Source organism: Arthrobacter sp. L77, assembly GCF_000816565.1.
In the GTDB taxonomy this organism is placed as follows: domain Bacteria; phylum Actinomycetota; class Actinomycetes; order Actinomycetales; family Micrococcaceae; genus Arthrobacter_D; species Arthrobacter_D antioxidans.
The window spans coordinates 180,041-206,899 of the sequence record NZ_JWSU01000004.1 but is presented as its reverse complement, the minus strand read 5'-3'; the positions used below and the strand labels follow the sequence as shown (position 1 = coordinate 206,899).

The following is a 26,859-nucleotide window of genomic DNA, read 5'->3' as shown; positions in this document are numbered from 1 at the left end:
GTAAGGACCGCCCACGGAGCATGAAAAAGCCCCGCCGCCCTAGGGGGCGACGGGGCCAATTCGGCTGCGGCTTACTTCACGGTCGTGATATTGCGGGCGAAGCGGAATACCGACTGCTTCTTGCCGTCCTGCTCACGGGTCAGCTTCAGGGTGGTGTTGCCCTGCGCCGGGCCGACCACCGTCCACTCGCGGCCATCCGCCGTGGCCACCTTGTCGCCAGCCTTGAAGGAGCCCAGATCGGGCGAGCGGTCTGCGTTACGGGCCGCGTTCTTGCGGAGCTCACCAGTGGGTGCCGTCTTGGCAGGGCTGGCCTTCGGTGCTGCCTTGGTGGTGCCCGTCGCCTTGAGTGCTGCTGCCGTGGTGACGGCCTTGGGTGCTGCTGCCTTGATGGTGGTGGAAGCGGCTGGCTTGGTGCTGGTCATGGTGGTCATTTTCTGGTTCCTAACGGTACGGATGGGTGGTTGAGGGGCTCAAGCTACTCCCCGTTGTGGAAAATGAGCAACTAATTCTGTGGAAAGGAATTAGGGCAGAGGTATTGCCCTGTTCATAACCGCTTTAGAGCCGTTCAGAACCCAATCCAAATGGTTCATAACCCTATTCACAGGGCTGTTCATATCTAGGTTAGAAAGGGGGTGGGGGGTAGACCCTCCCCACCGCGTGCGCCCGCCCCCCTAGGCATAGCGGCATCTATTTATTCGAGACGAATTACTCCGCAACACAAGCGAATAGCCGTACCCCCGCGCGCTCGGGAAAACTCCGCTCGACCTATTCTGGGCATGGAAAAGCCCCGGGAGCACGGACTCCCGGGGCCTCGCCTGAGGGTGGTTAGCCCTGCCGCTTCCGTGCTTCGCTGGCCAGCGTCGCCCGTTCTTCCCGAAGCCCGGTGCCGGTCCCCTTGCCGGAATCGGTTACTGGTTCAGGGCCGAAATGGACGCCCAGCGCGACGTGAGTTTCCCGCACGGCGGCGGTCAGCTTGCCGGTGTCCAGCAGCCCCTTCTCGTCGAAGAAGTCGCCGGGCTTCCGGCCTGCCGTCCACAGCGCGTCGGCGTTCATCTTGGACCCGTGCGGCAGATTGCCCGCCACGATCTGCCGCTGTAGCCCGCCCACGGTTTCGACCAAGGCATCCCGCTCAGTTTCCGTCTCGCGGAGCTGACGGCGGTACTTGGCCGCCTCCTTGTTGCCGGTGCCCTTGCCGTCACCCGTGGCGTCCGGCTGGTCGGGCGTACCGTCCTGCTGGGGCGTCGTCGGGGTGTTTACCTCGGGGACGTCTTGCTGGGGCTCCTGCTGCTCATTGGTAGTCATGACTAGTTCTCCCTGTGCTTGATGGTGATTACTTTTTGCAGCGCGACGGCGCTGACGGATGGGTCCTTGGCGAGAACTTCGTAGAGGGTTGCTGCTCCGTGACCGTGGTCGGCCGGGAACCACTCGGAGTCGTCAAAGGTGCTGTTCACCCTGCGCCACACGACGCCCCAGGACTCGTCTCCCTGATGCCCGCCCATGACCCGCCGATTGAGCTCGGCCGAGAACAGCTTGATCAGCTCGTGGCAGGCGGCCAACTGCTGCCGCGTGGCCCGCAGTTGCCGCCGCAGGGTCCCTATCCGGTGCTCGCCCCGCTTGCGCTGTACCTGTGGCTCGGTCATCGGTTCTCCCGCCCTGCCTGATTGCTCTGCACGATCTGCAACTGACGCAGCTTGGCTTCAAACTGCTCGATGAGGTTGGGGAGTGCGGTCTGCACTTCGTAGACGGTCCTCAGCAGGTACTCGATGTCATCCCGCACGCCCGGTTCGGTGGCATAGGTCGGGTCGTCCAGGACTCGGTTCGCGATCTGGTTTGTGCGGTTCACCGTGCATCTACTCCTGCGATTACGCGATGGTGAATGCCATCGACTCGTTTGCGGACATGGGTTTCCTCGTCGCCGGTTGGCTCGGCTATCCCTGCCAAGGCCAGTTCGGCGGCGGTCGATGGCCTGAGGAAGCCGGGGACAAGAGCCGCCTCGTTACTGGATGCCTCTGCTGGCGTGCGGAAGGCAGGCATCCAGCGCCCGCCCGCCCTCAACCTCTCGTGGTCAGCGGCTTGGGTGGCGTCCTCCCGGTTGCCGATACTGCACGCAGGGTTCGCGCGGCGGTGGTCGTAGACCCAGTTCCGCACTCTGCGGGCTCCGCACTCAGGGCATGTTTCCGGTGTCATCGTTGTTTCTTCCCTTCTCTGATTTGGTCTCGTTGGCGACAAAGCCTGACTTCGGCTTCGGCCCGCAGCGCTCGTGCCTGCCAGTAGGTAAGGAGTTGTTCTGGTCTTGGCTTGCCGGGGCGGTAGTAGGGGACGCTGGTCAGGTTGGGTTCCGGCTGGGGCTTCCGGCGCGGGCCGTCCCAGACTTCGGGCGGGATGGTACTGAATGACATTTCATTTCTCTGTCCTCGGGTGTAGGAGTTGGAAAGGGCGTCTGGGGTACTGCGGTACTGGGGTACTGGTCGGGTGGAGGGGGAAGCCCGAAGCACCCGAAAAGGGGCGAGAACCCTCTATATAAGAGAGAAGTAGTCAATTTTCTTGAAGTGTTTTTCCCTCTCTCCCTCGGGGCCCGGGGGTACTGAAGTACCCCAGTACCCCCGGCACCCAGCCGGAGCGCCATCAGGCGGGCTGGGATGAGCCGGCGATCCATCGGCCCTCCCGCTTCTGGACCCACTCGGCATCCTCGGCGTGCCGCACCGTGGCATCTTTCAGGTCTGGGCTGCCTTTGATGTCGTGAAAGTTCTGCACGGCCTTTGACAAGCACCGGGTCGTGCATCCGTCATTCGGCGCGTGCTTCTGTTCGTTGGTGCCCTCCATATGCCGCCGAACTGTCCTCGCGATAGCCTCGGCGGCCTTGGTCACACGCTCGTTGCGGAACTCTGCTGCACCGGCCTGACGGATGCCGTCTTGCCGCCCTTGGTTGCGCCGCTGCATTTCTGTTTCCTGGGCAAGCTCGCTTCTGCACTCGTCCTGGACCCGCATGGACGCGGCCACGAGTTCCCCGGCAAGCTCCCACCACTGATGCGTGATGAACGTGCCACCGTGCAGCAGCGCCAGTGCAGCACCGACCTTCAGCCGGGTGAGCATCCGATGGCCGTCATTGGGGTCGCCACCGCCTCTGACCTGCACTAGCCGCACCGCTCGTATCTCAGCTTTGACGTCATCGGGATAGTCGATGCAGTCCAGCCCGACGAGGTTCGGCATCTCCCAATCAAGCGGGCCGGGCCACGGTGCGGGCTCGTCGGGCATGTTGCGGTCGGTGGCTCGCACCCAGAGGAAGCGTTGCGGCGTACCGGCATCGCTCTCGTTCAGGAGTGTCCCGGATCGGGTTGGCTGCACGCCGACGACCATCACTAGCCGATAAGTCCCAGCAGCGACGCGGCGAATGTTCTCTGCTTTGGCGTTCTCCTGCCCCAGCCGCCCACCGGTCAGCGCGGTGCGGAGCATGGGCGCGATAGTCGCTCCACTTCGGTCCTGCGTGGCCCCGAGTTGGTCGATCTCATCAACCGTGATGATGCGGTGGGGGTACTCGACCAGTTCGTTTTCGCGGGTTGTCTTGTTGTAGTGAAGGAAGGTCTGCGCCAGCCCCTCACCGGACCCGACATTGCGCTCGATCTCCCCTTGCATCGCACCCTCTAGGCCGAACATCTGGCGCGAGACTTCATGGAGCGCCGACTTGCCCTCACCTGAACGCCCGACCACAGCCACTGCGAAGTTCAGCGAAGCGGCACTACCAACCACCGGGGGAAGGGTGGTGCCGGGCGGGACCTCCGCCAGTACTCGCACCAGCACATAGGCCAGTAGTGCGGAGGCCGACACGACCCGGCAGTACGCGGCCTGCTGTATTTGCTGGAGTATCGGCGTGGCTTGGAAGATGTCACTGTCCTCGCCCACAGGGGCCGCTTTTGCGTCGCGGGGTGTCGCCAGCCCGTCCCGCCAGCCGTTGCCGAAGGTGCGGTGAAACTCCCCCTCCTCCCCATTTTCGATGAAGTCGTTCTCTCTACATGCCCACAGCAACTTCTCCCGTGCGGAGTCCTCCGGCTCTTCCTGGGAGTTCTCTAGCCACAGGTGCGCCAGTTGCCCCAGCTTGAAGGCAGCCCGGTTGAGTCCGCTGTTGCGGTCACCCTCGTGGTGGAAGGCCAGCAAGTCTGCTTCATCGTTGACCGCTCGGAGGAAGTAAGCCTTTCCGTCCACCGGCTTGCCGTCGGTGGGCAACACCGGGTCAGCCTCGGGAACCTTGGCTGGCGGCCTGCCCGCTTCCACATAGGGAGCGGCGTCCATCCAGTCGCCCACAGGGGCACCGTGACGGTAAGCATCCTTGTGTCCTGCTTGCGCCGAGGGCTTCAGCATCAATCGCTCGGGCTCATCGGAGCTGGTATCGAACTCCCCGCCGTCCGGGGATACTCGGCGCATAATTTCACCCGCAGCCGCCCGGTAGTCCGCAGGGGACAGCGCAGCGACTAGCGGGATGATCACCCGGTAGCGGGGGGCCTCGGCTGTGCTGCTGTACGTCGTATGCCATGCGTAGGCACGCCCGGTCATGAACTCTTCCAACCGGTCCAGGAAATCAGCCTTGGGGCTGTCCACGTCCAGCGTGAGAGCCGAGCGGCTGAGTACGGACTTCTTGTTGCGCTTGCCGTCAGCCAGCGCCCCGAGTACGTAACTGCCGCAACCCTTCCGGTCAGCGGGTTCTTTCAGCCCGTCGCAGAACCCACCCCACGTGACGGTCTTGTTCGACCAAGTCGTGGAATCGGTTCCGGGCCGATTACCGATAGAGATAGCGAGCGGATTGTCGGCACCCGGAGTTACCCTTGACCTCGTGGCCGCTTGGTACCCGGTTACTTCTTGTTGGATGAGGGCCTCTGGAGCGATCTGGGGGCCTTCGTCGTGCTCAGCCATGTTGGCCATCACCGCCAGCTCGCAGCAGCGCGGCAATCTTCGCGGCCTGCTCATCGTTTAGTGGTGGAGCGGCGGCGACCATTCGGTCGATGTAGTCCTGGAGGGATGCCTGCTGCTTCACTTGGCATCACCGTTGAGCAGGCGGGCGAGCCCTTCGCGGTCTTCGTCCGAGATACCGGCAGCAAGGGCCTCAGTGATGGCCCGCTCCAGCTTGGCGGCGGTGAGGGCAAGCCGGGCGCGAGCAGCGCCCTCATGATCGTGCATCCGGGCGGCGCAGGCCAGACGGTTGCGGGCTTGAACGACAGGATTGTTTACAGTGGTAGCCACGGTTTCTCTCCATGAGGAAAGTTGGGTCCGTGGCTCCCCTGAGCGGCTTCCTAGAAAATGCAGGTCCGGGGCATGTCGGTTTTGGTAAAAGCGCCAAACGGTTTATCGGTTTATGTCCGGCGAGAGTGTTCTAGGCTCTCGCTAAGCTTCACGTGGCGAACGCTTTGGCTACAAGAACTCAAGCACTACCTGGACCACTTGTGCAAGTGCCGCCGCTCCGGGTTCGCACCAATCAGCCATTAGCGAGCTCTGTAGTAGTAAAGGGCCTTGTCAGGGCCTCATTGGGGGTTCCCAACGAGGCCGAAAACGATTTTCAGGGACTCAGGATCGAACTGCCCCCGGTACGCCCCGGTCGGCTGTAGCTCAATGCTGACCAGCGCCCGCAACACCTCCCGCTGGAGGTCAACAGCCGCCCCGAGGAATGCCGCGCCGGGGTTGTCGTCCAGCAGCATCCCGGTGACCGCGCGGGACCCACCGTTGGCGACGGCCATTGATTCCAAGGCGCTGATCCTGGAGACGATTTCCTGGGTGCCTTCAACCAGTTGGCTCTCCGTTATGGCCCCTTGGGCGTACAGCCGCACCAGCGAATGCTTCCGGTCCAGCAGGTCCGCTATGTCCGCGGATTGCACGGGCTGGCTGTCGTCCTCGATCTGTTGCAGCGCGGCCAGCAGCGCTGCCCTCACGTCCTCACGGTCTAGGTAGGCGGCGACGGCCTGCCTCACGTAGCTATCCAGCGGTCCCATCGCACGGTTGGCATGGCCGGGGATGTACCGCCCGCCCTCCTGATGGACCTTGCACCTGTACGAGCGCCGCGACTCGGCACCGAAGCCGGTCACGTACAGGCCGCAGTAGCACTTGGCGATACCGGACAGCAGGTACTTGAACTTGTTCTCCGACTGCTTGGGCCGGTCGCCACTGGTCAGGATTGCCTCGCACTTCCGGAACTTGTCCAGCGACACAATCGCTGGCCATCCGTCGGAGACGATCTCACCGTGGAACGTCATGAGCCCCGCATTGCGGTGTCGCAGCAGGGTTCGCCGTACTTCGGTCGTGTTGCGGCGCTTGCCACCGCCGTTGGTGGCACCAGCGTCGGCCCAGTCTCGTGTGACGCTGATCAGCGACCGTCCAGCAATGATCGAGTCTGTTCCCGTGCGGATAAGCTCGGCGGCGACGGGGTCCGGCTGTATCTCGCCGTCCACCTTGTGCCAGCCGAACGGCATCGGGCCGCCCAGCCACTTCCCGGCCTTCGCTGCTTGAGCCTTCTGCCGCTTGATGCGCTCAGCCTTGTGCTCGGATTCAAACTGAGCCCATGCGCCGCGAGTTTTCGCCGTTGCTCTGCCCGACGGGCTGGCAAGGTCAAGCTGGCCCGCTGTCACCTCGTAGGTCGCGACACTGCGCGGCTCACACAGGTCCATGAACTGCTCTAGTTCCTTGGTCTGCCGCAGCAGCCGGTCAATGTTCCAGCAGAGCACCACATCCACGCGGTTCTGGCGGATGGCGTCGAGCAGATTCTCGTAGTCGGGCCGCTTGCGCCCGCTGAATGCTGAAATGTCGTTATCGCTGTACTCCGCCACAACGTTCATGCCCAGCCGGTCAGCCATCGCCCGGCAGTCGTCAAGCTGACGCTGCACACCGAGCCCTTGGCCTTCAGTGTCGCGGCTGATGCGGGTGTATATCGCCGCCCGTTTTCTGTTATCTGACTCCATAAACCAACTTTACCAGTGCAAGTAACCTGAGTTAGTAACCGCCTACTCCGCGGTGGCCATGCCGGCCTCCTGGTCCAGGCTGCGGCCCCGGCCCTGCCTGATGACCCGATTATTGGCGCGCTGCCGCCGTGCGTCGGCCCGTCGCGTGGCCCTGTCCGCGAACTGGACGGGTCCACTGTCACCGGCCCCCTCCAGCTCGGCTGCGGGTCGGGCCTCCACGGACCGCGACCACCGGATGAAGGACACGGGGGTCGCCGGGCAGTCCTCACCACGTGGGGGCCGTCGGGGCATCGGAGGCATCGGGAGTATCGCGCTCAGCGGCTCCCGCTCACGCGGCCCGTTCCTCGGCGACTCACCCTGAGCTCCGTCCGCGACTGCGTTCGTGGTCGCGCTGCCTCGACCGTGGCTGGGGCTCCCGGGCTCCACCTGAGGAGCCTCGAAGGTCGACCCCTTCCCCTCCAAACGCTGCGTCTGAATCGACATGGCATGCCCTTTCGTCGGTGGGGCTTTCCCCACGTGCTGTGAGCGACGGATGTCGCTGCACCAACTCTGTCGATCCGGCGGTCGGCCGCGGGGCGGAGGAGTCGCTAAGTGGATAACCGGAGGGTCCCTTGATCGGGAACCGCCGTGATCGTGCAGAACGCACGAGACCTGGCCGGACAGGGACCGGCCATCACCGGACCGTCTCCGAAGCGACCGTCCGTGCCGGGAACGGTCGGCGCCGGGAGCGGACGGCCTGGGATGACGGGAACGACGACCGGCCGGGCTACAGGTCGGGGAGCAGGCCCAGGACGACGGGCACCACGCCCAGGCAGATGAACGCCGGCAGGGAACACAGGCCGAGCGGCAGGACGAGTTGGACGCCGAGCGCTGCGGCCCTCCTGTCCACCTCGCGGTTGTGTCGCCGTCGGAGCTGGGCGGCATGGGCATGCAGGAGTGCCGCGGACGGCGCTCCGGTGGCCGTGCCGAACCGCAGACCCTGCCGGACGTCCTCGATGATCGGCAGCGGGTCGGGCTGCCGGGTCCGCCGCCCGCGCGCCTCTCGCCGGCCGGACGCCTGTCGATCGGTCGCCCGCAGATCGGGTGGCGGGTGGCGGGTGGACGGGTCGTCGGTGGACAGGCGCCCATCCGCTGACCCCGCCTCCCACGCCGCATCCCAGGAGGCCCCGAGGAGGCGAGCCGCACGTACCCGGGTCAGCACCGAGCCGACGGACGGATCACAGGCTTCCCCGACGACCAGCAGGGAGCTCTCGACGGACGCTCCCGCGGACAGCACGGCAGCCAGCAGGTCGAGGATGAGGGGGCCGTCCCGAATACCGCCGCGCAGCACCCGATCCGTGGGCGCTACCGTGACCCGCTGCAGGCGACCCGACGGCGCCGTCAGGACCAGTGCTCCCGCGGCGAGGAGGAGGGACACGATCAGCCCTGCCATCATGCGGCGTCGACCCGCGCGACCAGGCGGCGGGACCAGAGGCGGGCCACGAGCATGAGCAGGACGCCGCCGGCCAGCGCCAGCCGTCCGGGGGAGGACCCGAACAGTACCTCCAGCGGATTCACGCCGAGGGCGAAGGCCAGCACCAGCCCCAGGGCGGGAAGCCAGGCCAGGAGCACGACCGTGGCACGTGGTCCGGCGAGCGCCGTCTCCCGCGCCGACAGGCCGTCGAGCTGGGCGTCGAGCTGTGCAGCGTACTGCTCGAGGATCCCGGTGAGGGGCGCACCGCTGCGCTCCGCGACGGTCAGGCACCCGGCGAGGTCGACCCACAGCCGGTCGACGCGGCTGCGGGCCATGCCTTGCCTCGTCGGGCCCGGGGTGTTGTCCAGCGCCTGGCGGAGAGCATCAGGGACGCTCAACCCGAGCTCGGCAGCCCGCCGGGCCGTCGCGATCACCGGCAACGCTGTCACCGCGAAGGCGGTGCGTCCGTCAGCGTGGACCCGTTCCATGTCCTCCCACAGGACCTGCGGAGGGCGGCCTGCGCGGAGAAGCCCGGCGAGCTGATGCACGAACAGCGGGAGCTCATGCAGGTCGACGGTCCGGCGTGCAGCGGACCGCCACGGGCCGTCGTCGGGGATCCTCCGGGACTGCTGCGCGGGTCCGGACGCCGGGATCCGTCCCGCCCCCACCCCGGGCGTCACGCCGCTTCGCCGGCCGGCCCGCGGGAGGGCGAGGGTGATGCCGGCAAGGGCCAGCAGGAGGGCCACCGCGATCCCGGTCACGACGCCCGCCGTCCACGCCCGGGGTCGGCCGCGTGCCCTGGCCCCGGCCCGTCGTCGTGGTCGAGGCGCTGTGCCCGACCGGCCTCGGAGCCCGGCCTCAACCCCGGCCCTGACCCTGCCCCTGACGCAACCCCAACCCCAAGCCCAACCCCGGATTCCCGGTCCTCCCGGCCATCCCTGCCATCCCGGTCCTCCCGGTTATCCCGGTTATCCCCGTCATCCCCGCCGTCCTGGCCGTCCTCGGGCCGGCGCACCCGGCGCGCGAAGCCCTCCCAGCCCGGAGCGCGCCGGCACCCCGCTCCGGCGTCCGTGAGGACGGGCACCACGGTGAGTTCCCCCGTGGCGGTCCGCTCCAGCCTGCCGATGCTCTCCACACGCCTGCCTTGCGCATCGCGCACCACGTGCACCACCACGTCGAGGGCACTCGCCGCCTGCAGCGCCACGGCCTCCGGGCCGAGCCCTGCGAGCGCCGCGAGTGCGTTGAGCCGCGCGGGCACCGCCTCGGCGGAGTTGGCGTGGACGGTCGCTCCGCCACCGTCGTGTCCCGTGTTCATCGCCGCGAGCAGTTCGCGGACCTCGGCGCCCCGGCACTCCCCCACCACGAGCCGGTCCGGCCGCATACGCAGCGCCTGCCGGACGAGCTCGGTGAGGTCCAGCACGCCCGCCCCCTCGAGGTTGCCGTGCCGTGCCTGCAGCCCGACCGTGTGCGGGTGCTCGGGGTTCAGCTCCGCGGCGTCCTCGACGAGGACCACGCGCTCGTGGGGTGCGGCCAGGCCGAGCAGGGTGGCCAGGAGCGTGGTCTTGCCCGTCCCCGTCGCCCCGCTGATGAGGAAGTTCAGGCGGCGCCGCATCATCAGCCGGAGTGCCTCTGCCATCATCGGCGCGACCGTCCCGCTGCCCACGAGGTCCCCGAGCGAGAACATCCGTACTCGCCGGATCCTGATGGACAGCAGGGTCCCGGCCGTCGAGATCGGCGGGAGGACGGCGTGCACCCGAAGGCCCCCCAGCCGGACGTCGACGGCGGGGCAGCCGTCGTCGAGGCGCCTTCCCCCCGCCGCCACCAGGCGGACGGCCAATGCCCGCACGTCCGCCTCGGAGACGAAGGCGCCCCCGATGCGGCGCAGGCCCGTCGAGCCGTCGATCCACACGTCGTCCGGCCCGTTGACGAGGATGTCCGTGATCGATTCCTCGGCGAGGAGGTGCTCGAGCGGGCCCAGTCCCCTCAATTCGGCACGGACGCGATCGAGCGCCGACAGGGTGCCCTCCGACCCGAGCAGCCTGCCACTCGCCCCGACGGCGTCCGCGAAGGCCGCTCCGGTCGCCGGGACGTCCCCGGCAAGAACGGCCCTGCGGACCGATTCCACCATCGAGGCGGCTCCCGGATCATCGCCGGCGACCGCCTCCGCCGCCGGGCCCGCCGTGGTCGGGTGGGTCGACGCCCTCCGATCGGCCGCACGCCGCTCGCGTCTGGTGGGCGCTGTCGAGGCCCCGCAGTCCTCCGGTCGATGCGGGGCCATCCCGTTCTCACCGCTCCTGGTCATCCCGCCTTCTCCAGACCGGCGACGACCGATTCGACGAGCTTCCGGGCCTTTCGGGGCAGCGGGAAGTCCAGGGCCCTGCCGCCGGCTTCCGCCGCCGAGGACCCCCGGACGAAGGGCAGGTACGGCAGCGGACCGGCGCGCCCGGCGAGGTCCGCGACCAGCCATGCATCCAGTCCGTCGAGCACCGGACCGCGCAGTACGACGGTGGTCGGCAGTGGGCTGTAGGCCTCCAGGATGCGGGTCACCGCGACGGCGCTCCGCGGCCTGGAGGGAACGAGGAGGACGAGCTGGTCGCACAACGGCACCAGGGACTGGATCCCGGCACTGCCGGCGCTGCCGAGGTCGACGACGCTCAGGTCGAACGCCCCGCGGGCGGCGTCCAGGACGGCTCCGGCGGATTCCATTCCATGACCGGGGTGCGGACCGGACCCCTCGGAGTGCGCGGCATGGGACAGCACGGCGAGGCGCCCGTCGGACGGCAGCGCCGCCACGAGCTGCTCCGCGTTGAGGGTCCCCCGGAGGTCGCGGAGGTCGCCCCAGCGCACGCCCGGGCGCTCCTCGATCCCGAGCGCCAGGTCGAGGCCTCCCCCCAGGGGGTGCCCGTCCACCAGCAGCGTGGAGGTCCCCCGACCGGCGGCATGGCGTGCACACCAGAACGCGAACGTGCTGACGCCCGCCCCGCCGGCGGCCCCGAGGAAGCCGACCACGGCTCCGGAGGCAGCGGGGTTGAGGCGCCGGCCGAGGTGCTCCGCGAGCCAGCCCGCACCCTGCGGCAGGATGACCACCCGGGAGGACGCCAGGTTCGCCGCGGCGGCCCACGCCCGCGTCTCGTCGTCGGCCGCACCGACGACGATGACGTCACGATGGCCCGGCAGCCCGCCCGCGGCCTGGTCAGCGCCGAGGAGCAGCACGGCAGGCTCGAGGGGAAGGGCCCGCGCGAGGTCGACCGCGAAGTGCGGGGCGACCCCCGCGGCGGCGCAGGCACGCGCCACCTGGTCCTGGACGAACTGGGAACCGCCGGCCAGGACCACGGGCCGTCGTCCCTCCGGGGTCCACGTCTGCTGGGTCATCCCTGAAGCATCCCCGGGAGGGAGGGGGGCGGCGAGTCCGATTCCCCGTATGTGGACAACGCTGCGGATTGCAGGAATGACACCGGCGCCACCGATGATATGGACATGTACATCGCCATGGGGCAGGGGCCGTCGACCCGCGGCGGCCGCGTCGCCGTCGCGCTCCAGCCCCTGGACGCCGTCGGCGGCCGCATCGGCGAGCCGCTGCTGGTGGACCGCGACCGGCTCCCCGCCGCCGTCGCGCAGGCCGGGGCACGACGGCCGGTCTGGGTCTGGGCGGGCACGAGGGTCTGGTACCCGGATCTGCTGGCGGCGGGGGTCGACGTCGACCGCTGCCGCGACATCGGCCTCACCCGCGCCCTCCTCGCGAACGCCCCGTCCTGCGCTCCCTCGCCGTATCTGGCGTCGATCCGGGCCGCGGCCCTCACGGCGGACGGCACCGAACCTCCCCGGACCCTGCTCCCACCCCCGCCTCCGCCGAACCAGCACTCATTGTTCGACGAGCCGCACGAGGCCACGGGACCCCTCCTCGACGACGTCGTCGAGGAGTTCACCCAGCAGCTCTCCACCATCGCCGGCGCCACGGACCCCGGGCGCCTGAACCTCCTCGTCGCCGCCGAATCCGCGGGCGCGCTGATCGCGTCCGAGATGGAGCACTGGGGGTTGCCCTGGCGCCGGGACGTGCACGAGGACCTCCTCGAACGGACCCTCGGACCGCGGCCCGCCGAGGGCGTCCGGCCGGCGAAGCTCGAGTACCTCGCCGGTGAGCTGCGCCGGACCCTGGGCAGTCCGGCACTCAACCCTGATTCCCCCCAGGAGGTCCTGAGGGCCCTGCACCGGGCGGGCGTCGAGGTGAAGACCACGCGGTCCTGGGAGCTCGAGCAGCAGCAGCACCCGGCCATCAGGCCGCTGCTCGCCTACAAGAAGCTGTCGCGGCTCCTCACCGCGAACGGCTGGAACTGGCTCGACGCGTGGATCCGGGACGGGCGCTTCCGACCGGAGTACGTGGTGGGCGGAAGCGTGTCCGGGCGGTGGGCCTCCCGCGGCGGCGGCGCCCTGCAGATCCCGCGGCAGGTCCGCGACGCCGTCCGCCCGGACGCGGGCCACGTCTTCGTCGTCGCGGACGCCGCCCAGCTCGAGCCCCGGGTCCTCGCCGCCCTCGGACAGGACTCGGCGCTCGCCGCGGCGGCCCGGGGCCGCGACCTCTACCAGGGCATCGCCGACCAGGGCTTCGGTGGTGACCGTTCGCAGGCGAAGCTCGCCATGCTCGGGGCCATGTACGGCGCGACGAGCGGCGAATCGGGGCGCCTGATGCCCCAGCTGACGCGCGCGTACCCGCGGGCCATCGGCGTCGTCGAGGCGGCCGCGCGGGCCGGCGAATCGGGCGACGGTGTGACGAGCCACCTCGGCCGGGGCTGCCCTCCCGCCTCGGAGGAGTGGCGTGCCCGGCAACGGACGACGACGGCGGAGGAACAGCGCCGCGCCGACGGCGCGGCGCGGGCCCGCGGACGCTTCACCCGGAACTTCGTGGTCCAGGCGACAGCGGCGGAGTGGGCGCTGTGCTGGCTCGCGGAGATCCGGAGGCGGCTCGCCGAGAGCGCCATCCCCGAGCCACGCGGCACGATCGCGTTCTTCCTGCACGACGAAGTGGTCCTGCACGTCCCGGAGGACCAGGGCGCCGAGGCGACGACGATCCTCGCCGACGCAGCGCGCGCCGCGACCCGGCTGATGTTCGGGGAGATCCCGATCGAGTTCTCGATCTCGACGGTCACCGTCACCTCCTACGCCGACGCCAAGTAGCGGCACCGGGCCGCCCGTCCGCGTCGTCCACCCGGCCCTTCAGCAGCCGGGCCAGCGGCCGAACCGCCGGCGCTACGAGCCCGATCGGTTCACAACGGTGCAGGGATCTCCAGCGACCGGTCCCACGGCCTCGTCCAGCCGAGCCCGTCGAAGATCGCGTCCAGGAGCATCGCCGTGAACCCCCAGATCACGGCGTCCGGCGTGAGGAAGGCGGGGGTCCTGCTGACGAATCCGTTCCGTCGCACCACGGCCGTCCTCCGACGGGACGGGTCGAGGAGCGTGCCCACGGCGCACCGGAAGACGAGCTCCGACTCCGCCGTGTCCACCGCATGGACCGGCGACTGCTCCGTCCACCACGCGAGGACGGGCGTGACCATGAAGTTGCTGACCGGAAGCCCGACTTCGGGCAGCATGCCCAGGATCTCGATGCCCCCGGAATCCACGCCGGTCTCCTCGCGCGCCTCGCGCAGCGCCGCCGCGCCCTCGTCCTGGTCCTCGGGGTCGATGGTCCCGCCGGGAAATGCCACCTGCCCGGGATGGTGGGCCAGGGAACTGGCGCGCATCACGAACAGGAGGTCGACGTCGTCGGGTGCGGGCCGCGGCGGGGAGGCGGGCGGCACATCGTTCCTCGCCCCGAACAGGATGAGCACGGCGGCACGGCGGCTCTTCGCGGGATCGAGTGTCGCGAACTGCCAGCCGTCCGTGCGCACGAGGGGTGTCGTCGTCACCTGCAGGGACCTCACCCAATGGGCGAGCTCGTCGCGCGCCGTCATGCCCGGGTCTCCGGGGGTCGCGCGGCGACCGCGTTCCGGCCCGTCCGGGCCCGGCGCCCGCCACGGCGTTCCCGCGCGGGCCGCGGGCGGGCGGTCCTAAGCACCCAGCCCGTGCCCGGCTTCGCGGAGCTCGGCACGGGTTCGTCCGGCGCGCATCGACTCGAGCAGGTCCTCCCGACCGGGCGCGAGTTCGTACTTCAGCAGCTTCGCCGCCTTCAGCGGGTCCGCCTCCCCGTCACCATAGGACGGGCACAGCGCGGCCACGGGACAGGCGCCGCATGCGGGCTTCTTGGCATGGCAGATCCGACGGCCGTGGAAGACCACGTGGTGCGAGAGCATGGTCCAGTCCCTGCGCTCGAACAGTGCTGCCACGTCCTGCTCGACCTTCACCGGATCATCCGACGCCGTCCACCGGAAGCGGCGGGCGAGCCGACCGAAGTGCGTGTCCACCGTGATACCGGGGATGCCGAAGGCGTTTCCCAGGACGACGTTGGCCGTCTTCCGACCGACCCCGGGAAGGGTCACCAGATCGGCCAGGGTGCCCGGCACCTGGCCGTCGAACTCGTCGACCAGCCGCCGGGACAGCGCGAGCAGGCTGGTGGCCTTCGCACGGTAGAACCCCGTGGGCCGGATGAGCTCCTGCAGTTCGCTCTCCTCGGCCTCGGCCAACGCCCGCGGGTCGGGGTAGCGCGCGAACAGCGCCGGTGTCGTGAGGTTCACGCGCACGTCCGTGGTCTGCGCGGACAGCACCGTCGCGATCAGCAGTTCGAACGCGTTCCCGAAATCGAGTTCGGCCACCGCGTACGGGTAGGTCTCACCCAGGATCCGGTTGATCTTCCGGGCCCGCCGCTTCAGGGCGACGGGTGACTCCTCGTCGACCTGCGCTTTCCTGCCTGCCACTCGCGTGTCTCCTTCCGATGCTGATGCCCGCCGGCTGCGCCGCGGCAGGGGGGTGTCAGTCCTGGGGGGCGCGTTCGATGTTGCGGAGGTCCCGGAGGATGCCGACCGAGCCCGTCCGTTTGTCCTGGACGAGGAAATCGGTGCCGCGGTCCTCGATGCCGACCTCCCAGTCGCCGGGCTGCAGCGTGAAGACCTCGCGGCCCGTCTGTTCGTCGAAGACCGGCCGGGGCGACCCGACGGCGAACCAGAACGCCTCGACGACGGGCTCCTCCTCCGCCGACCGCGTCGCGGTGATCGGCTCCTGGCGATGGGGCTCCTCGGCGGGCTGCGCGGTGTCGGTCAGGGTCGACCCGTCCCGGACGACCTCCTGGATCCGGGTCTCGCTCGAGGACGCCGTGTGGACCGCGGTGGAGGATTCCTCCTCATCGGTGCCGCCACGCGCCGCGTCGCGACCCTCGACGGCGTGGGCACCACCCACGGACGAGCCCGACGTGCGGGCCGAGCCCTCCGCTCCACGGGCGGACGCGTCGTCAGGGGTGTCGGACGCGGTGACCTTCCCGTCGGCCGCGCCGGACGCGGTGACCTTCCCGTCGGCCGCGCCGGACGCGGTGACCTTCCCGTCGGCCGCGCCGGACGCGGTGACCTTCCCGTCGGCCGCGCCGGACGCGTTGCCGACCACCTTGCCGGACGTGTCGTTGGCTGCCTTGCCGGACGTGTCGTCGGCTGCCGGGGCGGATGCTGCGGACGTCCTGGCGGTGCCGGGCTCCATCCCGGACTGGCCCGAGGCGGCGGCGCCAGCACCCACGGCGCCCGCCCCCCCGGCTCCGTACAGGCCGGCGCCGTTCTGCAGGACGGCCGCGGCGGCGGGGTTCACCCCGGACTTCTCCTTCCGGCCGAACCGGGGAGCCGATGAGGCAGTGTCCGACGCGGCAGTGCCCGTCGCAGCAGTATCGGTCCCCGGGGCATCGAGTGCGCCGGTGTCCGTCGTCGTGAGCGCCTGCTTCTCGCGGGCGGGCTTCGCGGGCTTGGCGGGGCGGGGCTGCGCCGCCGTGATGGAGCGCGCCACCGGGTGGGCCGGTACCTCGGGGCGGTCGGCGAAATCGTCCTTGAGGACGGGCAGGAACGGCGCGAGGACGGTCGCGGTCAGCATGCCGAGCGCGCCGATCAGGGCCACCAGGGGCCCGAGGTGGAACTGGGTCACCGTCTGCAGGAAGAAGTAGGTGGTGGCGAGCACCGCCGAGACCGAGGCGAACTGGTCGACCGACAGCGAGCCGACGCGCAGCCCCGAGCTTCCCAGGCGGCGTCCCGCGACGAGGGCTAGGGACACCACGGGCAGCAGGATGCCGATCCCGACGAAGAAGAGCGGTGCGGTGTTCCAGAAGTTCTCGGAGCGCACGATCCCGTCGATGAACGGCAGCAGGGTGCCGATGAAGACGAGCAGCACTCCGCCGCCGAACAGCACTTCCCGTAGCGTGAACGGTCCGACGAGGGCCCGGCTCCGGCCGACGGGCCGGGTCTCGGTGGAGGTCCCGTCCGATCCCGCCGCCTGGGCGGGCGAGGAGGACCGCTCCGCGCCGTCCGCCGTCCCGTGGTCCGTGCTGCGATGTTCCTCGGATGCTTCGGTCATGGTGTACTCCCGTTCATGGCGCTGGTGTCCGTCGGAGCACCAGCGGCCTCCGACGTCGATTGCCTCCCTCCACCCTAGCCACCGGCCCAGACCTTCTCCAGCAAGCACGGGCACCGGCACCGCGCCGCTCATCGCACAATCGCCGCAGTTCGGCTAGGCCGTGTGACCGCGGGCACACAGGGCCGGGGAGAACTCGGTAGGGTTCCCGTAGAGCACGTGGTGGTGCGCCGGAAGGGCGTACCCCGCTTCTTCTGTCCGTTACCGACCACGTCACAAAGGGGTAGATCATGACCGCCGAACGACAAGGCGACGCCTTCGAGAACCTGCTGAACGAGGAGCGCCGCTTCCCGCCGAGCGCCGAGTTCGCGGCACAGGCGATCGCACAGCCGTCGCTCTACGACGAGGCCCGTGAACAGGGCACCGAGTTCTGGGCCAGGCAGGCCCGCGAGCTGCTCACCTGGGACCGCGACTTCACCCAGACCCTCGACTGGTCGGACGCGCCGTTCGCCAAGTGGTTCGTCGGCGGCACCGTGAACGCCGCCTACAACGCGCTGGACCGGCACGTGGAGGCGGGCCTCGGCGACCGCGTGGCCATCTACTTCGAGGGCGAACCCGGGGACACGCGCACCATCACGTACGCGGAGCTCACCCGCGAGGTGAAGAAGGCCGCCAACGCCTTCGAATCCCTCGGCGTGCAGAAGGGCGACCGCGTGGCCGTGTACCTGCCCATGATCCCCGAGGCCGTCGTCACCATGCTCGCCTGCGCCCGGATCGGCGCCGTCCACTCCGTGGTTTTCGGCGGCTTCTCCGCCGAGGCGCTCCGCAGCCGCATCGACGACGCCGAGGCCAAGCTCGTGGTCACCGCCGACGGCACGTACCGCCGCGGCAAGCCGAGCGCCCTCAAGCCGGCCGTGGACGGCGCCCTCGAGGGGGAAGGCCACACCGTCTCCCACGTCGTCGTGGTCCGCCGCAACAACGAGCCCGTCACCTGGACCGAAGGGCGCGACCTCTGGTGGCACGACGTCGTCGACGGCGCCTCGGACGAGCACACGGCGGTGGCGCACGACGCCGAGCACCCCCTGTTCATCCTCTACACCTCGGGGACCACGGGGAAGCCGAAGGGCATCCTGCACACGACCGGTGGCTACCTCACCCAGACCGCGTTCACCCACCGCAACACGTTCGACCTGCATCCGGAGACCGACGTCTTCTGGTGCACCGCGGACATCGGGTGGGTCACCGGGCACAGCTACGTCACGTACGCGCCCCTCGTGAACGGCGCCACCCAGCTCATGTACGAGGGGACGCCGGACACCCCGCACCAGGGCCGCTGGTGGGAACTCATCGAGAAGTACAAGGTGAGCATCCTGTACACGGCGCCGACGGCCATCCGCACCTTCATGAAGTGGGGGCGTGACATCCCGAAGAAGTACGACCTCTCGTCGATCCGCGTGCTCGGCTCCGTCGGGGAGCCCATCAACCCGGAGGCCTGGATGTGGTACCGGGACGTGATCGGCGGAGGCAAGGCGCCGATCGTGGACACCTGGTGGCAGACCGAGACCGGGGCGCACATGATCGCCCCCATGCCGGGGGTGACCGCCACCAAACCAGGCTCGGCGCAGGTCGCCGTGCCCGGGATCGCGATCGACGTCGTCGACGAGATGGGCGAGTCCGTCCCGGACGGCGCCGGCGGCTACCTCGTCATCCGCGAGCCCTGGCCCGCGATGCTGCGCGGTATCTGGGGTGACCCCCAGCGCTTCAAGGACACCTACTGGTCGCGCTTCGACGACATGTACTTCGCCGGCGACGGCGCGAAGAAGGACGCCGACGGCGACATCTGGCTCCTCGGCCGGGTGGACGACGTCATGAACATCTCGGGCCACCGCCTCTCGACCACCGAGATCGAGTCGGCCCTGGTCAGCCACCCCTCGGTGGCGGAGGCCGCCGTCGTCGGGGCGAGCGACGAGACGACGGGCGAGGCGATCGTCGCCTTCGTGATCCTGCGCGGTTCGGCGAAGGACGACGACGACATCGTCACCACCCTGCGCAACCACGTGGCCAAGGAGATCGGCCCGATCGCGAAGCCGCGGAACATCCTGGTGGTCCCCGAACTGCCGAAGACCCGCAGCGGGAAGATCATGCGGCGCCTGCTCAAGGACGTCGCGGAGGGCCGGGAGGTCGGTGACGCCACCACGCTGTCCGATCCGACGATCATGCAGCAGATCGCCGTGTCGCTGCGGAAGTAGCAGCCCGGACCAGGACGAGGAAGGCCCCCGCACCTGCGGGGGCCTTCCTCGTCCCGGGACCGATCAGCCGATCGTGGCGTCGACCGTGACCTCGATGTTGCCGCGGGTGGCGTTCGAGTAGGGGCACACCTGGTGCGCCTGCTCCACGAGCCGGTCCGCGGTCTCCTGGTCCACCCCGCCGATCTCGGCGTGCAGGGCGACGGCGAGCTGGAACCCGCCGCCGTCGACCGGGTTGATGCTGACCTCCGCGGTGACCGCCGTCTCGCTGATCGTGGCCTTGCCACGGGCCGCGACGAGCTTGAGGGCGCTGTGGAAGCAGGCCGCGTAGCCGACGGCGAAGAGCTGCTCGGGGTTGGTCGCGCCGCCCGCGCCGCCCATCTCCGTGGGGACCGCGAGGTCCACCACGAGCTGCCCGTCGTCGGTCCGCGCCTTGCCGTTGCGGCCGTCACCGGTCGCCGTCGCCACTGCCGTGTAGAGAGCGCTCATGGTGTCGATTCCTTTCATCGTGGGGGCCGGATGCCCTTACCGAGTATGTAGACTAACTAGTAACTCTACATCCGCCTAATCGGCACGACGGCCGCAGAATGGAGCATGATGACCGTCCCTCCCGTCCGCGAGCGCATCCTCGCGTCGGCGACCCGCCTGTTCGACGCCACGAGTATCCGCTCGGTCAGCGCCGACCGGGTCATCGCCGACGCCGGGACCACGAAGGTGACCTTCTACCGCCACTTCCCGACCAAGGACCACCTCGTGGTCGCGTACCTCGAGGACCAGCTGCGCCGGCTGCAGGCTGCGGTCGACCGCGAGCGGGCCGAGGGCGCCGACGCCTGCGGGGTCCTGCTCCGGCTGGCCGCCGCGAACGGCGACGCGGCGTGCCGGCCGGGCTTCCGCGGGTGCACGTTCATCAACGCGGCCGCCGAGTACCCCGCGGAGGGCTCGCTGGTGCGGGACGCCGTCGGGCAGTACCGGACCTGGCTGCACGCCGTGGTGACCGATCTGCTGACCGAGCTCGCGGTGGAGGGACCCGACGTCGTCGCCGACCAGCTCATCATGCTGCGCGACGGCGCCATGGTGCACGGCTTCATGGGAGACCCGGCAGCCGTGACCGGGTCCCTCACCACGGCCGGACGGGCGATCATCGACGCCCGCCGCCGTACACCCCTGCCCGCCTGAGCCGGGCTCGGTCCGGGCTCGGTCCGGGCTCGGTCCGGGCTCGGTCCGGGCGACGACGGGTGTGACGTTCGTCCTGAAAGGTGGCTGAGGCCCTGCGGCGAGAGGATGATTCCATCGTGTCCACAACCCTGCAGCAGCCTCCCGTCACGAATCCACGCATGGCCCGCCGCGTCGCCGGCGCCTCGTTCGTGGGGACGGCCCTCGAGTCCTACGACTTCTACGTGTTCGGCACGGCGGCGGCGCTCGTCTTCAACACGGTCTTCTTCACCGCGCAGGACCCCCTGGCGGGCACCCTCTCGGCGTTCCTGGTCTTCGCGATGGGCTTCGTCGCCCGGCCGCTCGGGGCCATCCTCTTCGGCCACCTCGGTGATCGGATCGGCCGCAAGCGCACGCTGATCTGGACCATCACGCTGATGGGACTGGCGACCGGCGCGGTGGGCCTCCTGCCGGACTACACCACCATCGGCATCTGGGCGCCGATCATCCTGACCGTCCTCCGCCTCCTGCAGGGACTCTCGCTCGGCGGCGAGTGGGGCGGCTCCATCCTCATCGCCACCGAGCACGCCGAACCGCGCAAACGGGCGCTTTACGCCTCCATCCCCCAGCTCGGCTCACCCGTGGGCACCATGCTGATCTCCGCCATCTTCCTGGCCCTCGCCGTCGTGGCGCCGGAGGTCATGACCACCTGGGGCTGGCGCATCCCGTTCCTGCTCGCGTTCCCGTTCCTCGCCGTCGCGATCTACCTGCGGCTCGCGATCGACGAGACGCCCGTCTTCAGGGAGACGAGCCGGGAGCGCGCCCTCCCCCGCGCCCCCTTCCTCGAGGTCCTGAGGTCCCAGCCTGCCGCCATCGTGGTCGCCATCGCCTCCGCCGTGCTGGGGATCGGCTCCTACTTCCTGATGGTCACCTACACGCAGGCGTACGGCACCGGGACCCTCGGCCTGTCCCAGGCGACGGTCCTGAACGCGGCGCTCGTCGGTTCCGTCCTGCAGCTCGTGACCATCCCCGCGTTCGGCTACCTGGCGATGCGCATCGGGTCCGCCCGGGTCGTCGCCGGCGGAGCGCTCGGGACGGCGCTCATCGCCTTCCCGCTGTACTGGGTCATCAGCATCGCCACCGAACCGGTGTACATCGCGGCGATCATCCTCGGCGGCATCCTCCCGACCGCCAGCTGGGCGGCGCTCGGCGGACTCATGGCGGACATCTTCAAGCCCGCGACGGCGTTCACCGCGCTGTCCTTCGCCTACAGCATCGCCGCGATCGTCGCCGGCTTCGCGCCGTCGATCACGCAGCAGTTCGGTATCGCCACCGACGGCGCATGGTGGCACCCCGGCGTGGTCCTCGCCGCGATGAGCCTCGTCACGGCCGCCGGGGCGCTCGGCGCGGTGCGCCTGCGGTCGCGGCCCACGGATCCGGCCGACTCCGCCGCAGGTGCGGCATAGTTAGGGCATGACCCCGCGCACGCCCAGCATCCTCGTGATCAACGGACCCAACCTCAACCTGCTCGGCACACGCGAACCCGACGTCTACGGGACGGCGACGCTCGACGACGTCGTCCGCCTGGCGTCGGAGACCGCGCGGGACCGGGGCTGTGCCCTCAGCGCGCTGCAGTCCAACCACGAGGGCGAGATCATCGACGCCATCCACGCCGCGCGCGCGACGGCGGACGGCATCGTCATCAACGCCGGGGCCTACACCCACACCTCGATCGCCATCCGCGACGCGCTCGCGGGCGTCGGCCTGCCCGTGGTCGAGGTCCACATCAGCAACGTGCACCGCCGCGAGGCCTTCCGGCACCACTCGTACATCTCCGGCGTGGCCGACGCCGTGATCGTCGGCGCGGGCATCGACGGCTACCGGCTCGCCGTCGACCATCTCGCCTCGGCGCTCGCCGCGGCGGCGCCCGACGCCGCACCGGCACCAGAAAGTTAGCGCGGGCCCGTCCCGCCACGACGCCGATCACCCGACCCATAAGGCACCATGGTCCTATGACGGACATCACTCCCGCCGGAAGCACGGCCGCACTGCCCGAGGACCCCGACGCACCCCTGCTGGAGGTGAGGAACCTCGCGGTGAGCTTCCGCACCACGCACGGCGAGGTCCATGCGGTCGAGGACGCCAGCTTCACCCTCCGGCGCGGCAGTGCCCTCGCGATCGTCGGCGAGTCCGGCTCGGGGAAGTCGACGACGGCGATGGCCTGCATCGGCCTGCTGCCGGGCAACGGCAGGGTGACCTCCGGCAGCATCCTGTTCGAGGGCCAGGACCTCACGAGCCTGCCCGAGGCGAAGATGCGCTCGATCCGCGGCCGGGCGATCGGCCTCGTCCCGCAGGACCCGATGTCCAACCTGAATCCGGTGACGAAGATCGGCACACAGGTCGCCGAGACCCTCCTCGTCCACGGGATGGCCACGAAGAAGAACGTCAAGCAGCGCGTGATCGAGGTCCTCACCGCGGCAGGGCTCCCCGACGCCGGGGAACGCGCCAAACAGTACCCGCACGAGTTCTCGGGCGGCATGCGCCAGCGGGCGCTCATCGCGATCGGCCTCGCCTGCCAGCCGCGCCTGCTGATCGCCGACGAGCCGACGTCGGCCCTGGACGTGACGGTGCAGCGCACCATCCTGGACCAGATCGAGACCATGACGGAGCAGCTCGGCACGTCGGTGCTCCTCATCACGCACGACCTCGGCCTCGCCGCCGAGCGCGCCTCGCAGCTCGTGGTCATGCACCGCGGGCGGGTCGTGGAGGCCGGACCGGCCGACCAGCTGCTCAACGACCCGCAGCATCCCTACACGCAGTCGCTGGTGCGCGCAGCCCCCAGCGTCGCCGCCGTCCGCCTGAGCCCGGGGGCCTTCACCGCGGACGCCGCGAGCCGGCTGAAGCTCGCCGAGACCGTCTTCGCGGAGCAGGGCACCGGGTCCGACGACGGACCCGCCGTGGCGAGTCCCCACACCTCCGGTCNCGTGCAGGATGGTGATACCGCCGGTCCTGTGCAGCGGGTTGTCGAGGGCCCGGAGGATCTTGCCGTCGAGATCCGCGACCTCACGAAGGTGTACAGGCGGCGTGGGAGCAAGGAGGACTTCTACGCGGCGAAGAACGTCACCCTCGACATCCCGCGCGGGCAGACCGTAGCGATCGTCGGCGAGTCCGGCTCGGGCAAGACCACGACGGCGCGCATGCTGCTGAAGCTCATCGAACCGACGTCGGGCACCATGACGTTCGACGGCCTGGACGTCGCGACCCTCGACAAGGCGCAGCTGAGCGACTTCCGGCAGCGCGTGCAGCCCATCTTCCAGGATCCCTACTCCTCGCTGAACCCGATGTTCACGATCGAGCGCATCGTCGAGGAACCCCTCAACGCGTACAAGCGGGGGTCCAAGAAGGAGCGCGCGGCCCGGGTCCGCGAACTGATGGACCAGGTCTCGCTGCCGCAGAACGCCCTGCGCCGGTACCCGGCGGAACTCTCGGGCGGGCAGCGGCAGCGCGTCGCGATCGCACGCGCCCTCGCGCTGAAGCCGGAACTGATCGTGTGCGACGAGCCGGTCTCGGCACTCGACGTGCTGGTGCAGGCGCAGATCCTGAAGCTCCTCGGCGACCTGCAGTCGGAGCTCGGCCTCAGCTACCTGTTCATCTCGCACGACCTCGCGGTGGTGCGCCTCATCTCGGACTACGTGTGCGTCATGAAGGACGGCGAACTGGTCGAGGCGGCCAGCTCGGAGGAGGTCTTCCAGAACCCCCGCCACCCGTACACGCGGAAGCTGCTCGCGTCCATCCCGGGCAACGAGCTCAACATCGGCGAGCTGGCCTCCTGACGTCCCTCACCAGCTGATCCGTTCGAAGGCGTCCCTGAGCCGGCGTCCCCGCTGCGGGTTCAGGGACTCCACCCAGGAGATCCGCCCGGCGAGGTGCGCGCGGAGGTCGGCCTGCCCGCGCCGCTGGGACTCCGGCCCGTGCACGCGGCAGTTGTGGAGGATCGCCTTGAGGGCGTCGTAGTCCGTCCGCGCCACGTTGGTGCGCACGTTGACGACGACGCCGGTCACGGTCTGCCGGACCGGGGCTCCACTGACCCGGGTCTTGAGCCGGTTCACGGCGTGGCCTTCGTCGACGACGATGCGCTCGACGCCGCGGACGAACGCGTCGGCGCGTCTGGCCAGGGTGGGCGGGCCGCTGAACGCGAGATCGTCGGCGTACCGCGTGTAGCTGCCTCCGGCGGCGGCGGCCCAGCCGGCCAGCCGCGAGTCGAGGCGCCGGACGGCGAGGTTGGCGACGGCCGGCGACGACGGCGACCCCTGCGGCAGATGCGCCGCCCGCAGTGCCTGTCGGAGGGCGAAGCGTTCGCCGGCACTGCCGCCGTCGGGCATCGACCGCAGCACCGCGTCCGGGACCGCGTGCGTGCACAGTCCCGTGAGGGCGTGGGCGGTCGCTTCCGGGAAGCCCGTCTGGCGGAAGACACCGAACACCCGGCCCGGCGGGACGCGCGCGAAGAAGGACACCAGGTCGAGGGCGATGACGACGTCGGTCCCCGTATGGACCGCCGCGCCCGTCCGCGCGCTGCGTCCCGGCACGAAGCCGTGCGCCGCATCGTGCAGCGGGATCGGGGCGAGGATGTGGTCCAGCACGCGGCGCTGCAGCGTCCGCAGGCGGATCCCGGGGATCTCCAGGAGCCGCGGCACGCGTCCCGACCGCACGCGCCACTCGTACCGGTAGTGGTGCAGCGCCCGCTGCGCGGCACGCCGATTCCAGTGCCGGGTGTCAGCGAACCAGTCGAGTTCCCCGGGCGTGAGCCGCAGCTCCCGCGCGAGCCAGGCGAGGTCCCTCGTCCCCTGCGTCCCGGCGGCGCCCTCCGCAGCGGTGGACCCGGCCGGGGCCTGCGCCTCCGGGACCGCAAGGAGATGATGAACCGGACGGAGGGGCGTGCCGCGGGCCGATGCCCTGGCGACCGCCTCCGTGAACGCGGGCTGGGCGGCGATCCAGCGGGCCAGCTCCCGGGGCGCGCCGTCGGGCGGCCTGGGGTGACCGGAGAGGACGCCGCGGACGAGAGGACTTAGCCAGCGCCGTCGCGCGCCCAGGAGGGCGGCACCCGCCGCGATCAGCTCCTGCCGCCGCCACCGGGGAGCGGCGAGGAAGGCATGGGCCAGCAGGAGCGAGAGACCCGGGACGCCCGGTGCCGGCTCCCGGGCCAGCGTGGCCGAGGCCGGCGTCGGCCGTGGAGACGGCGTTCCACGCGCGCCGCGATCGCGCGTCGCGGGACGCGTCGGGTCGTCGTCGCCCGTCGTCGGGTCGGTCCTGTCCATGGTTCCCCCTCTGAACCCGCGCGGGCCGCCGCGCGGTGGTGCGACGGACCCCGGCCGACCTGTCCCTCTGTTCGGGCGCTGAGCTGCGCGGAGCGCAGGCGGGCGCCTGAGGCGCCCTGTGCTGGTCGGTCTGCGTGCCCCGGGGTTGCCCCGGAGAGGAACGCGCACTGCGTACGCGTCCCGCCTCGGCCGGGGTCCGTCGCTGCCACCCTAGCAAGCGGTCCCGGCCCGTCCCTGGACCGGCCGCCGCCCGGCGCATAGATTGGCGGCACACGACGACGGGGGTCACCATGAGCGGGCACGGCACCATGAGCGGCACGACGACGGCGGGCGGCTGGCCCGCGCTCCGGGTCGAGGACTGGCAGGACACCCGGGCCACGCTGCACATGTGGTGCCAGGTCGTCGGCAAGATCCGGATGGCCCACGCTCCCCTCGTCAACCACTGGTGGCAGGTGCCGTTCTACGTGACGCCGCGCGGCTGGGGCACGTCGTCGATCCCCTACGGCAACGGCCTCTTCGACCTGGAGTTCGACGTCGTGAACCACCGCCTGCTGGTGCGCACCAGTGCGGGTGAGGACCGCAGCGTCCCCCTCGAGCCGCAGTCCGTGGCCCGGTTCCACGAACGGACCATGGCGGCGCTGGCCGGCGTGGGGATCGATGCCCCGATCCGGCCGGTCCCCACGGAGGTGGAACCGGCGGTGCCCTTCGCCGAGGACCACGACCACGCCTCCTACGATCCCGCCGCCGTGACGGCGTTCTGGCGCCAGCTCATCCAGGCCGAGCGGGTCCTCACGCGCTTCAGGGCCGTGTTCCTCGGCAAGGTGAGCCCCGTGCACTTCTTCTGGGGAGGCATGGACCTCGCCTGCACCCGGTTCTCCGGGCGCCCCGCGCCCACCCACCCCGGGGGCGCCCCGAACTGCGCGGACTGGGTCATGGAGGAGGGCTACTCCCACGAGCTCTCGAGTTGCGGGTTCTGGCCCGGCGGCGGCGAGGAGGGCGCGTTCTACTCGTACGCCTACCCCGAACCCGAGGGCTACCGGGACGCGCCCGTCGACGTCGGGGGCGCGTTCTACAGTGCCGAGTTCCGCCAGTTCCTGCTGCCCTACGAAGCCGTCCGGACGGCTGCCGACCCGGATGCGGTACTGCTCGCCTTCCTGCGGGCCACCTACGCCGCGGCAGCGACGACGGGCGGCTGGGACGCCGGCCTCCTGACGGACCCCCGGCGCCTGGACGTGCACGCCCGCTGAGCGGCCGGGACAGGGGACCCGGCCACCGGCCCGAGGGGC

25 protein-coding genes are annotated in these 26,859 nt (G+C 70.1%); 7 read left to right on the top strand and 18 right to left on the bottom strand.

Annotated elements, in window-relative coordinates; genetic code table 11:
- Positions 1 to 71: 71 nt before the first annotated feature.
- The 13 genes from RY94_RS03480 to ssd all read right to left on the bottom strand — a co-directional run bounded on the left by RY94_RS03480 (position 72) and on the right by ssd (position 11,763).
- The gene (locus RY94_RS03480; protein ID WP_043441845.1) at positions 72 to 431 is read right to left on the bottom strand and encodes a hypothetical protein; all 360 of its coding nucleotides are present in this window, start codon (positions 429 to 431) and stop codon (positions 72 to 74) included.
- 394 nt (positions 432 to 825) lie between these two features.
- Positions 826 to 1,302, bottom strand: coding sequence for a hypothetical protein (locus tag RY94_RS03475; protein WP_043441842.1), 477 nt, complete (start codon positions 1,300 to 1,302; stop codon positions 826 to 828).
- Between the two features lie 2 nt (positions 1,303 to 1,304).
- On the bottom strand, positions 1,305 to 1,640 hold the full coding sequence (locus tag RY94_RS03470) for a hypothetical protein (protein ID WP_043441840.1): 336 nt from the start codon (positions 1,638 to 1,640) through the stop codon (positions 1,305 to 1,307).
- Positions 1,637 to 1,843, bottom strand: a complete 207-nt coding sequence (locus RY94_RS03465) for a hypothetical protein (RefSeq protein ID WP_043441837.1) — start codon at positions 1,841 to 1,843, stop codon at positions 1,637 to 1,639. Before RY94_RS03465 ends, RY94_RS03470 begins: the two co-directional genes overlap by 4 nt.
- A 782-nt stretch (positions 1,844 to 2,625) precedes the next feature.
- On the bottom strand, positions 2,626 to 4,905 hold the full coding sequence (locus tag RY94_RS16605) for a hypothetical protein (RefSeq protein WP_156135001.1): 2,280 nt from the start codon (positions 4,903 to 4,905) through the stop codon (positions 2,626 to 2,628).
- Positions 4,898 to 5,026 (bottom strand): hypothetical protein, encoded by a 129-nt coding sequence (locus tag RY94_RS18545; RefSeq protein ID WP_269429726.1) that lies wholly within the window; start codon positions 5,024 to 5,026, stop codon positions 4,898 to 4,900. Before RY94_RS18545 ends, RY94_RS16605 begins: the two co-directional genes overlap by 8 nt.
- Positions 5,023 to 5,232, bottom strand: coding sequence for a hypothetical protein (locus RY94_RS17625; protein ID WP_156135000.1), 210 nt, complete (start codon positions 5,230 to 5,232; stop codon positions 5,023 to 5,025). Before RY94_RS17625 ends, RY94_RS18545 begins: the two co-directional genes overlap by 4 nt.
- A gap of 278 nt (positions 5,233 to 5,510) precedes the next feature.
- A complete protein-coding gene (locus tag RY94_RS03455) occupies positions 5,511 to 6,938 on the bottom strand; it encodes a recombinase family protein (protein ID WP_082046026.1) in 1,428 nt (475 codons plus the stop codon).
- Between the two features lie 42 nt (positions 6,939 to 6,980).
- Positions 6,981 to 7,184, bottom strand: coding sequence for a hypothetical protein (locus tag RY94_RS03450; protein WP_043441835.1), 204 nt, complete (start codon positions 7,182 to 7,184; stop codon positions 6,981 to 6,983).
- Positions 7,185 to 7,704: 520 nt separating this feature from the next.
- Positions 7,705 to 8,373 carry a hypothetical protein gene (locus RY94_RS18305; protein WP_052273891.1) on the bottom strand — a complete coding sequence of 223 codons (669 nt, stop codon included), beginning with the start codon at positions 8,371 to 8,373 and terminating at the stop codon, positions 7,705 to 7,707.
- Positions 8,370 to 9,152 carry a type II secretion system F family protein gene (locus RY94_RS03440; RefSeq protein ID WP_052273890.1) on the bottom strand — a complete coding sequence of 261 codons (783 nt, stop codon included), beginning with the start codon at positions 9,150 to 9,152 and terminating at the stop codon, positions 8,370 to 8,372. The genes RY94_RS18305 and RY94_RS03440 overlap by 4 nt, the downstream gene beginning before the upstream one ends.
- Positions 9,149 to 10,693, bottom strand: coding sequence for a TadA family conjugal transfer-associated ATPase (locus tag RY94_RS03435; RefSeq protein ID WP_442853432.1), 1,545 nt, complete (start codon positions 10,691 to 10,693; stop codon positions 9,149 to 9,151). Before RY94_RS03435 ends, RY94_RS03440 begins: the two co-directional genes overlap by 4 nt.
- The gene (gene ssd / locus RY94_RS16600) at positions 10,690 to 11,763 is read right to left on the bottom strand and encodes a septum site-determining protein Ssd (RefSeq protein ID WP_052273889.1); all 1,074 of its coding nucleotides are present in this window, start codon (positions 11,761 to 11,763) and stop codon (positions 10,690 to 10,692) included. The genes RY94_RS03435 and ssd overlap by 4 nt, the downstream gene beginning before the upstream one ends.
- Positions 11,764 to 11,868: 105 nt before the next feature.
- On the opposite strand from ssd, the gene RY94_RS03425 reads away from it, so the two are divergent.
- A complete protein-coding gene (locus RY94_RS03425; protein WP_043443433.1) occupies positions 11,869 to 13,563 on the top strand; it encodes a bifunctional 3'-5' exonuclease/DNA polymerase in 1,695 nt (564 codons plus the stop codon).
- Positions 13,564 to 13,652: 89 nt separating this feature from the next.
- Here RY94_RS03425 and RY94_RS03420 read toward each other — a convergent pair whose 3' ends face one another.
- The 3 genes from RY94_RS03420 to RY94_RS16595 all read right to left on the bottom strand — a co-directional run bounded on the left by RY94_RS03420 (position 13,653) and on the right by RY94_RS16595 (position 16,863).
- Positions 13,653 to 14,336, bottom strand: a complete 684-nt coding sequence (locus RY94_RS03420) for an NUDIX hydrolase (protein ID WP_043441832.1) — start codon at positions 14,334 to 14,336, stop codon at positions 13,653 to 13,655.
- 96 nt (positions 14,337 to 14,432) lie between these two features.
- Complete coding sequence (nth, locus tag RY94_RS03415) at positions 14,433 to 15,236, bottom strand: endonuclease III (protein ID WP_043441829.1); 804 nt, start codon at positions 15,234 to 15,236, stop codon at positions 14,433 to 14,435.
- A 55-nt stretch (positions 15,237 to 15,291) separates the two neighbouring features.
- Complete coding sequence (locus RY94_RS16595) at positions 15,292 to 16,863, bottom strand: hypothetical protein (protein WP_052273888.1); 1,572 nt, start codon at positions 16,861 to 16,863, stop codon at positions 15,292 to 15,294.
- Between the two features lie 287 nt (positions 16,864 to 17,150).
- Here RY94_RS16595 and acs point away from each other — a divergent pair, with 287 nt between their 5' ends.
- Positions 17,151 to 19,109: an acetate--CoA ligase gene (gene acs / locus RY94_RS03405; RefSeq protein ID WP_043441826.1), complete on the top strand. Its 1,959-nt coding sequence runs from the start codon at positions 17,151 to 17,153 to the stop codon at positions 19,107 to 19,109.
- A 63-nt stretch (positions 19,110 to 19,172) separates the two neighbouring features.
- Here acs and RY94_RS03400 read toward each other — a convergent pair whose 3' ends face one another.
- Positions 19,173 to 19,595 (bottom strand): organic hydroperoxide resistance protein, encoded by a 423-nt coding sequence (locus tag RY94_RS03400; protein WP_043441824.1) that lies wholly within the window; start codon positions 19,593 to 19,595, stop codon positions 19,173 to 19,175.
- 105 nt (positions 19,596 to 19,700) lie between these two features.
- Between RY94_RS03400 and RY94_RS03395 the strand changes: the two genes are divergently transcribed.
- The 4 genes from RY94_RS03395 to RY94_RS03380 all read left to right on the top strand — a co-directional run bounded on the left by RY94_RS03395 (position 19,701) and on the right by RY94_RS03380 (position 24,091).
- A complete protein-coding gene (locus RY94_RS03395; RefSeq protein WP_043441822.1) occupies positions 19,701 to 20,282 on the top strand; it encodes a TetR/AcrR family transcriptional regulator in 582 nt (193 codons plus the stop codon).
- Between the two features lie 116 nt (positions 20,283 to 20,398).
- Positions 20,399 to 21,724, top strand: a complete 1,326-nt coding sequence (locus RY94_RS03390) for an MFS transporter (protein WP_231554398.1) — start codon at positions 20,399 to 20,401, stop codon at positions 21,722 to 21,724.
- 7 nt (positions 21,725 to 21,731) lie between these two features.
- On the top strand, positions 21,732 to 22,214 hold the full coding sequence (gene aroQ, locus RY94_RS03385; RefSeq protein WP_043441820.1) for a type II 3-dehydroquinate dehydratase: 483 nt from the start codon (positions 21,732 to 21,734) through the stop codon (positions 22,212 to 22,214).
- A gap of 56 nt (positions 22,215 to 22,270) precedes the next feature.
- Entirely contained in the window at positions 22,271 to 24,091 is a 1,821-nt protein-coding gene (locus tag RY94_RS03380) for a dipeptide ABC transporter ATP-binding protein (RefSeq protein WP_043441817.1), read from the top strand.
- A gap of 6 nt (positions 24,092 to 24,097) precedes the next feature.
- Here the strand turns inward: RY94_RS03380 and RY94_RS03375 are convergent, their stop codons facing one another.
- Positions 24,098 to 25,573 (bottom strand): reverse transcriptase family protein, encoded by a 1,476-nt coding sequence (locus RY94_RS03375; protein WP_082046022.1) that lies wholly within the window; start codon positions 25,571 to 25,573, stop codon positions 24,098 to 24,100.
- Positions 25,574 to 25,863: 290 nt separating this feature from the next.
- On the opposite strand from RY94_RS03375, the gene RY94_RS03370 reads away from it, so the two are divergent.
- Complete coding sequence (locus tag RY94_RS03370) at positions 25,864 to 26,820, top strand: DUF5996 family protein (RefSeq protein WP_231554397.1); 957 nt, start codon at positions 25,864 to 25,866, stop codon at positions 26,818 to 26,820.
- The last annotated feature ends 39 nt before the right edge of the window (positions 26,821 to 26,859 follow it).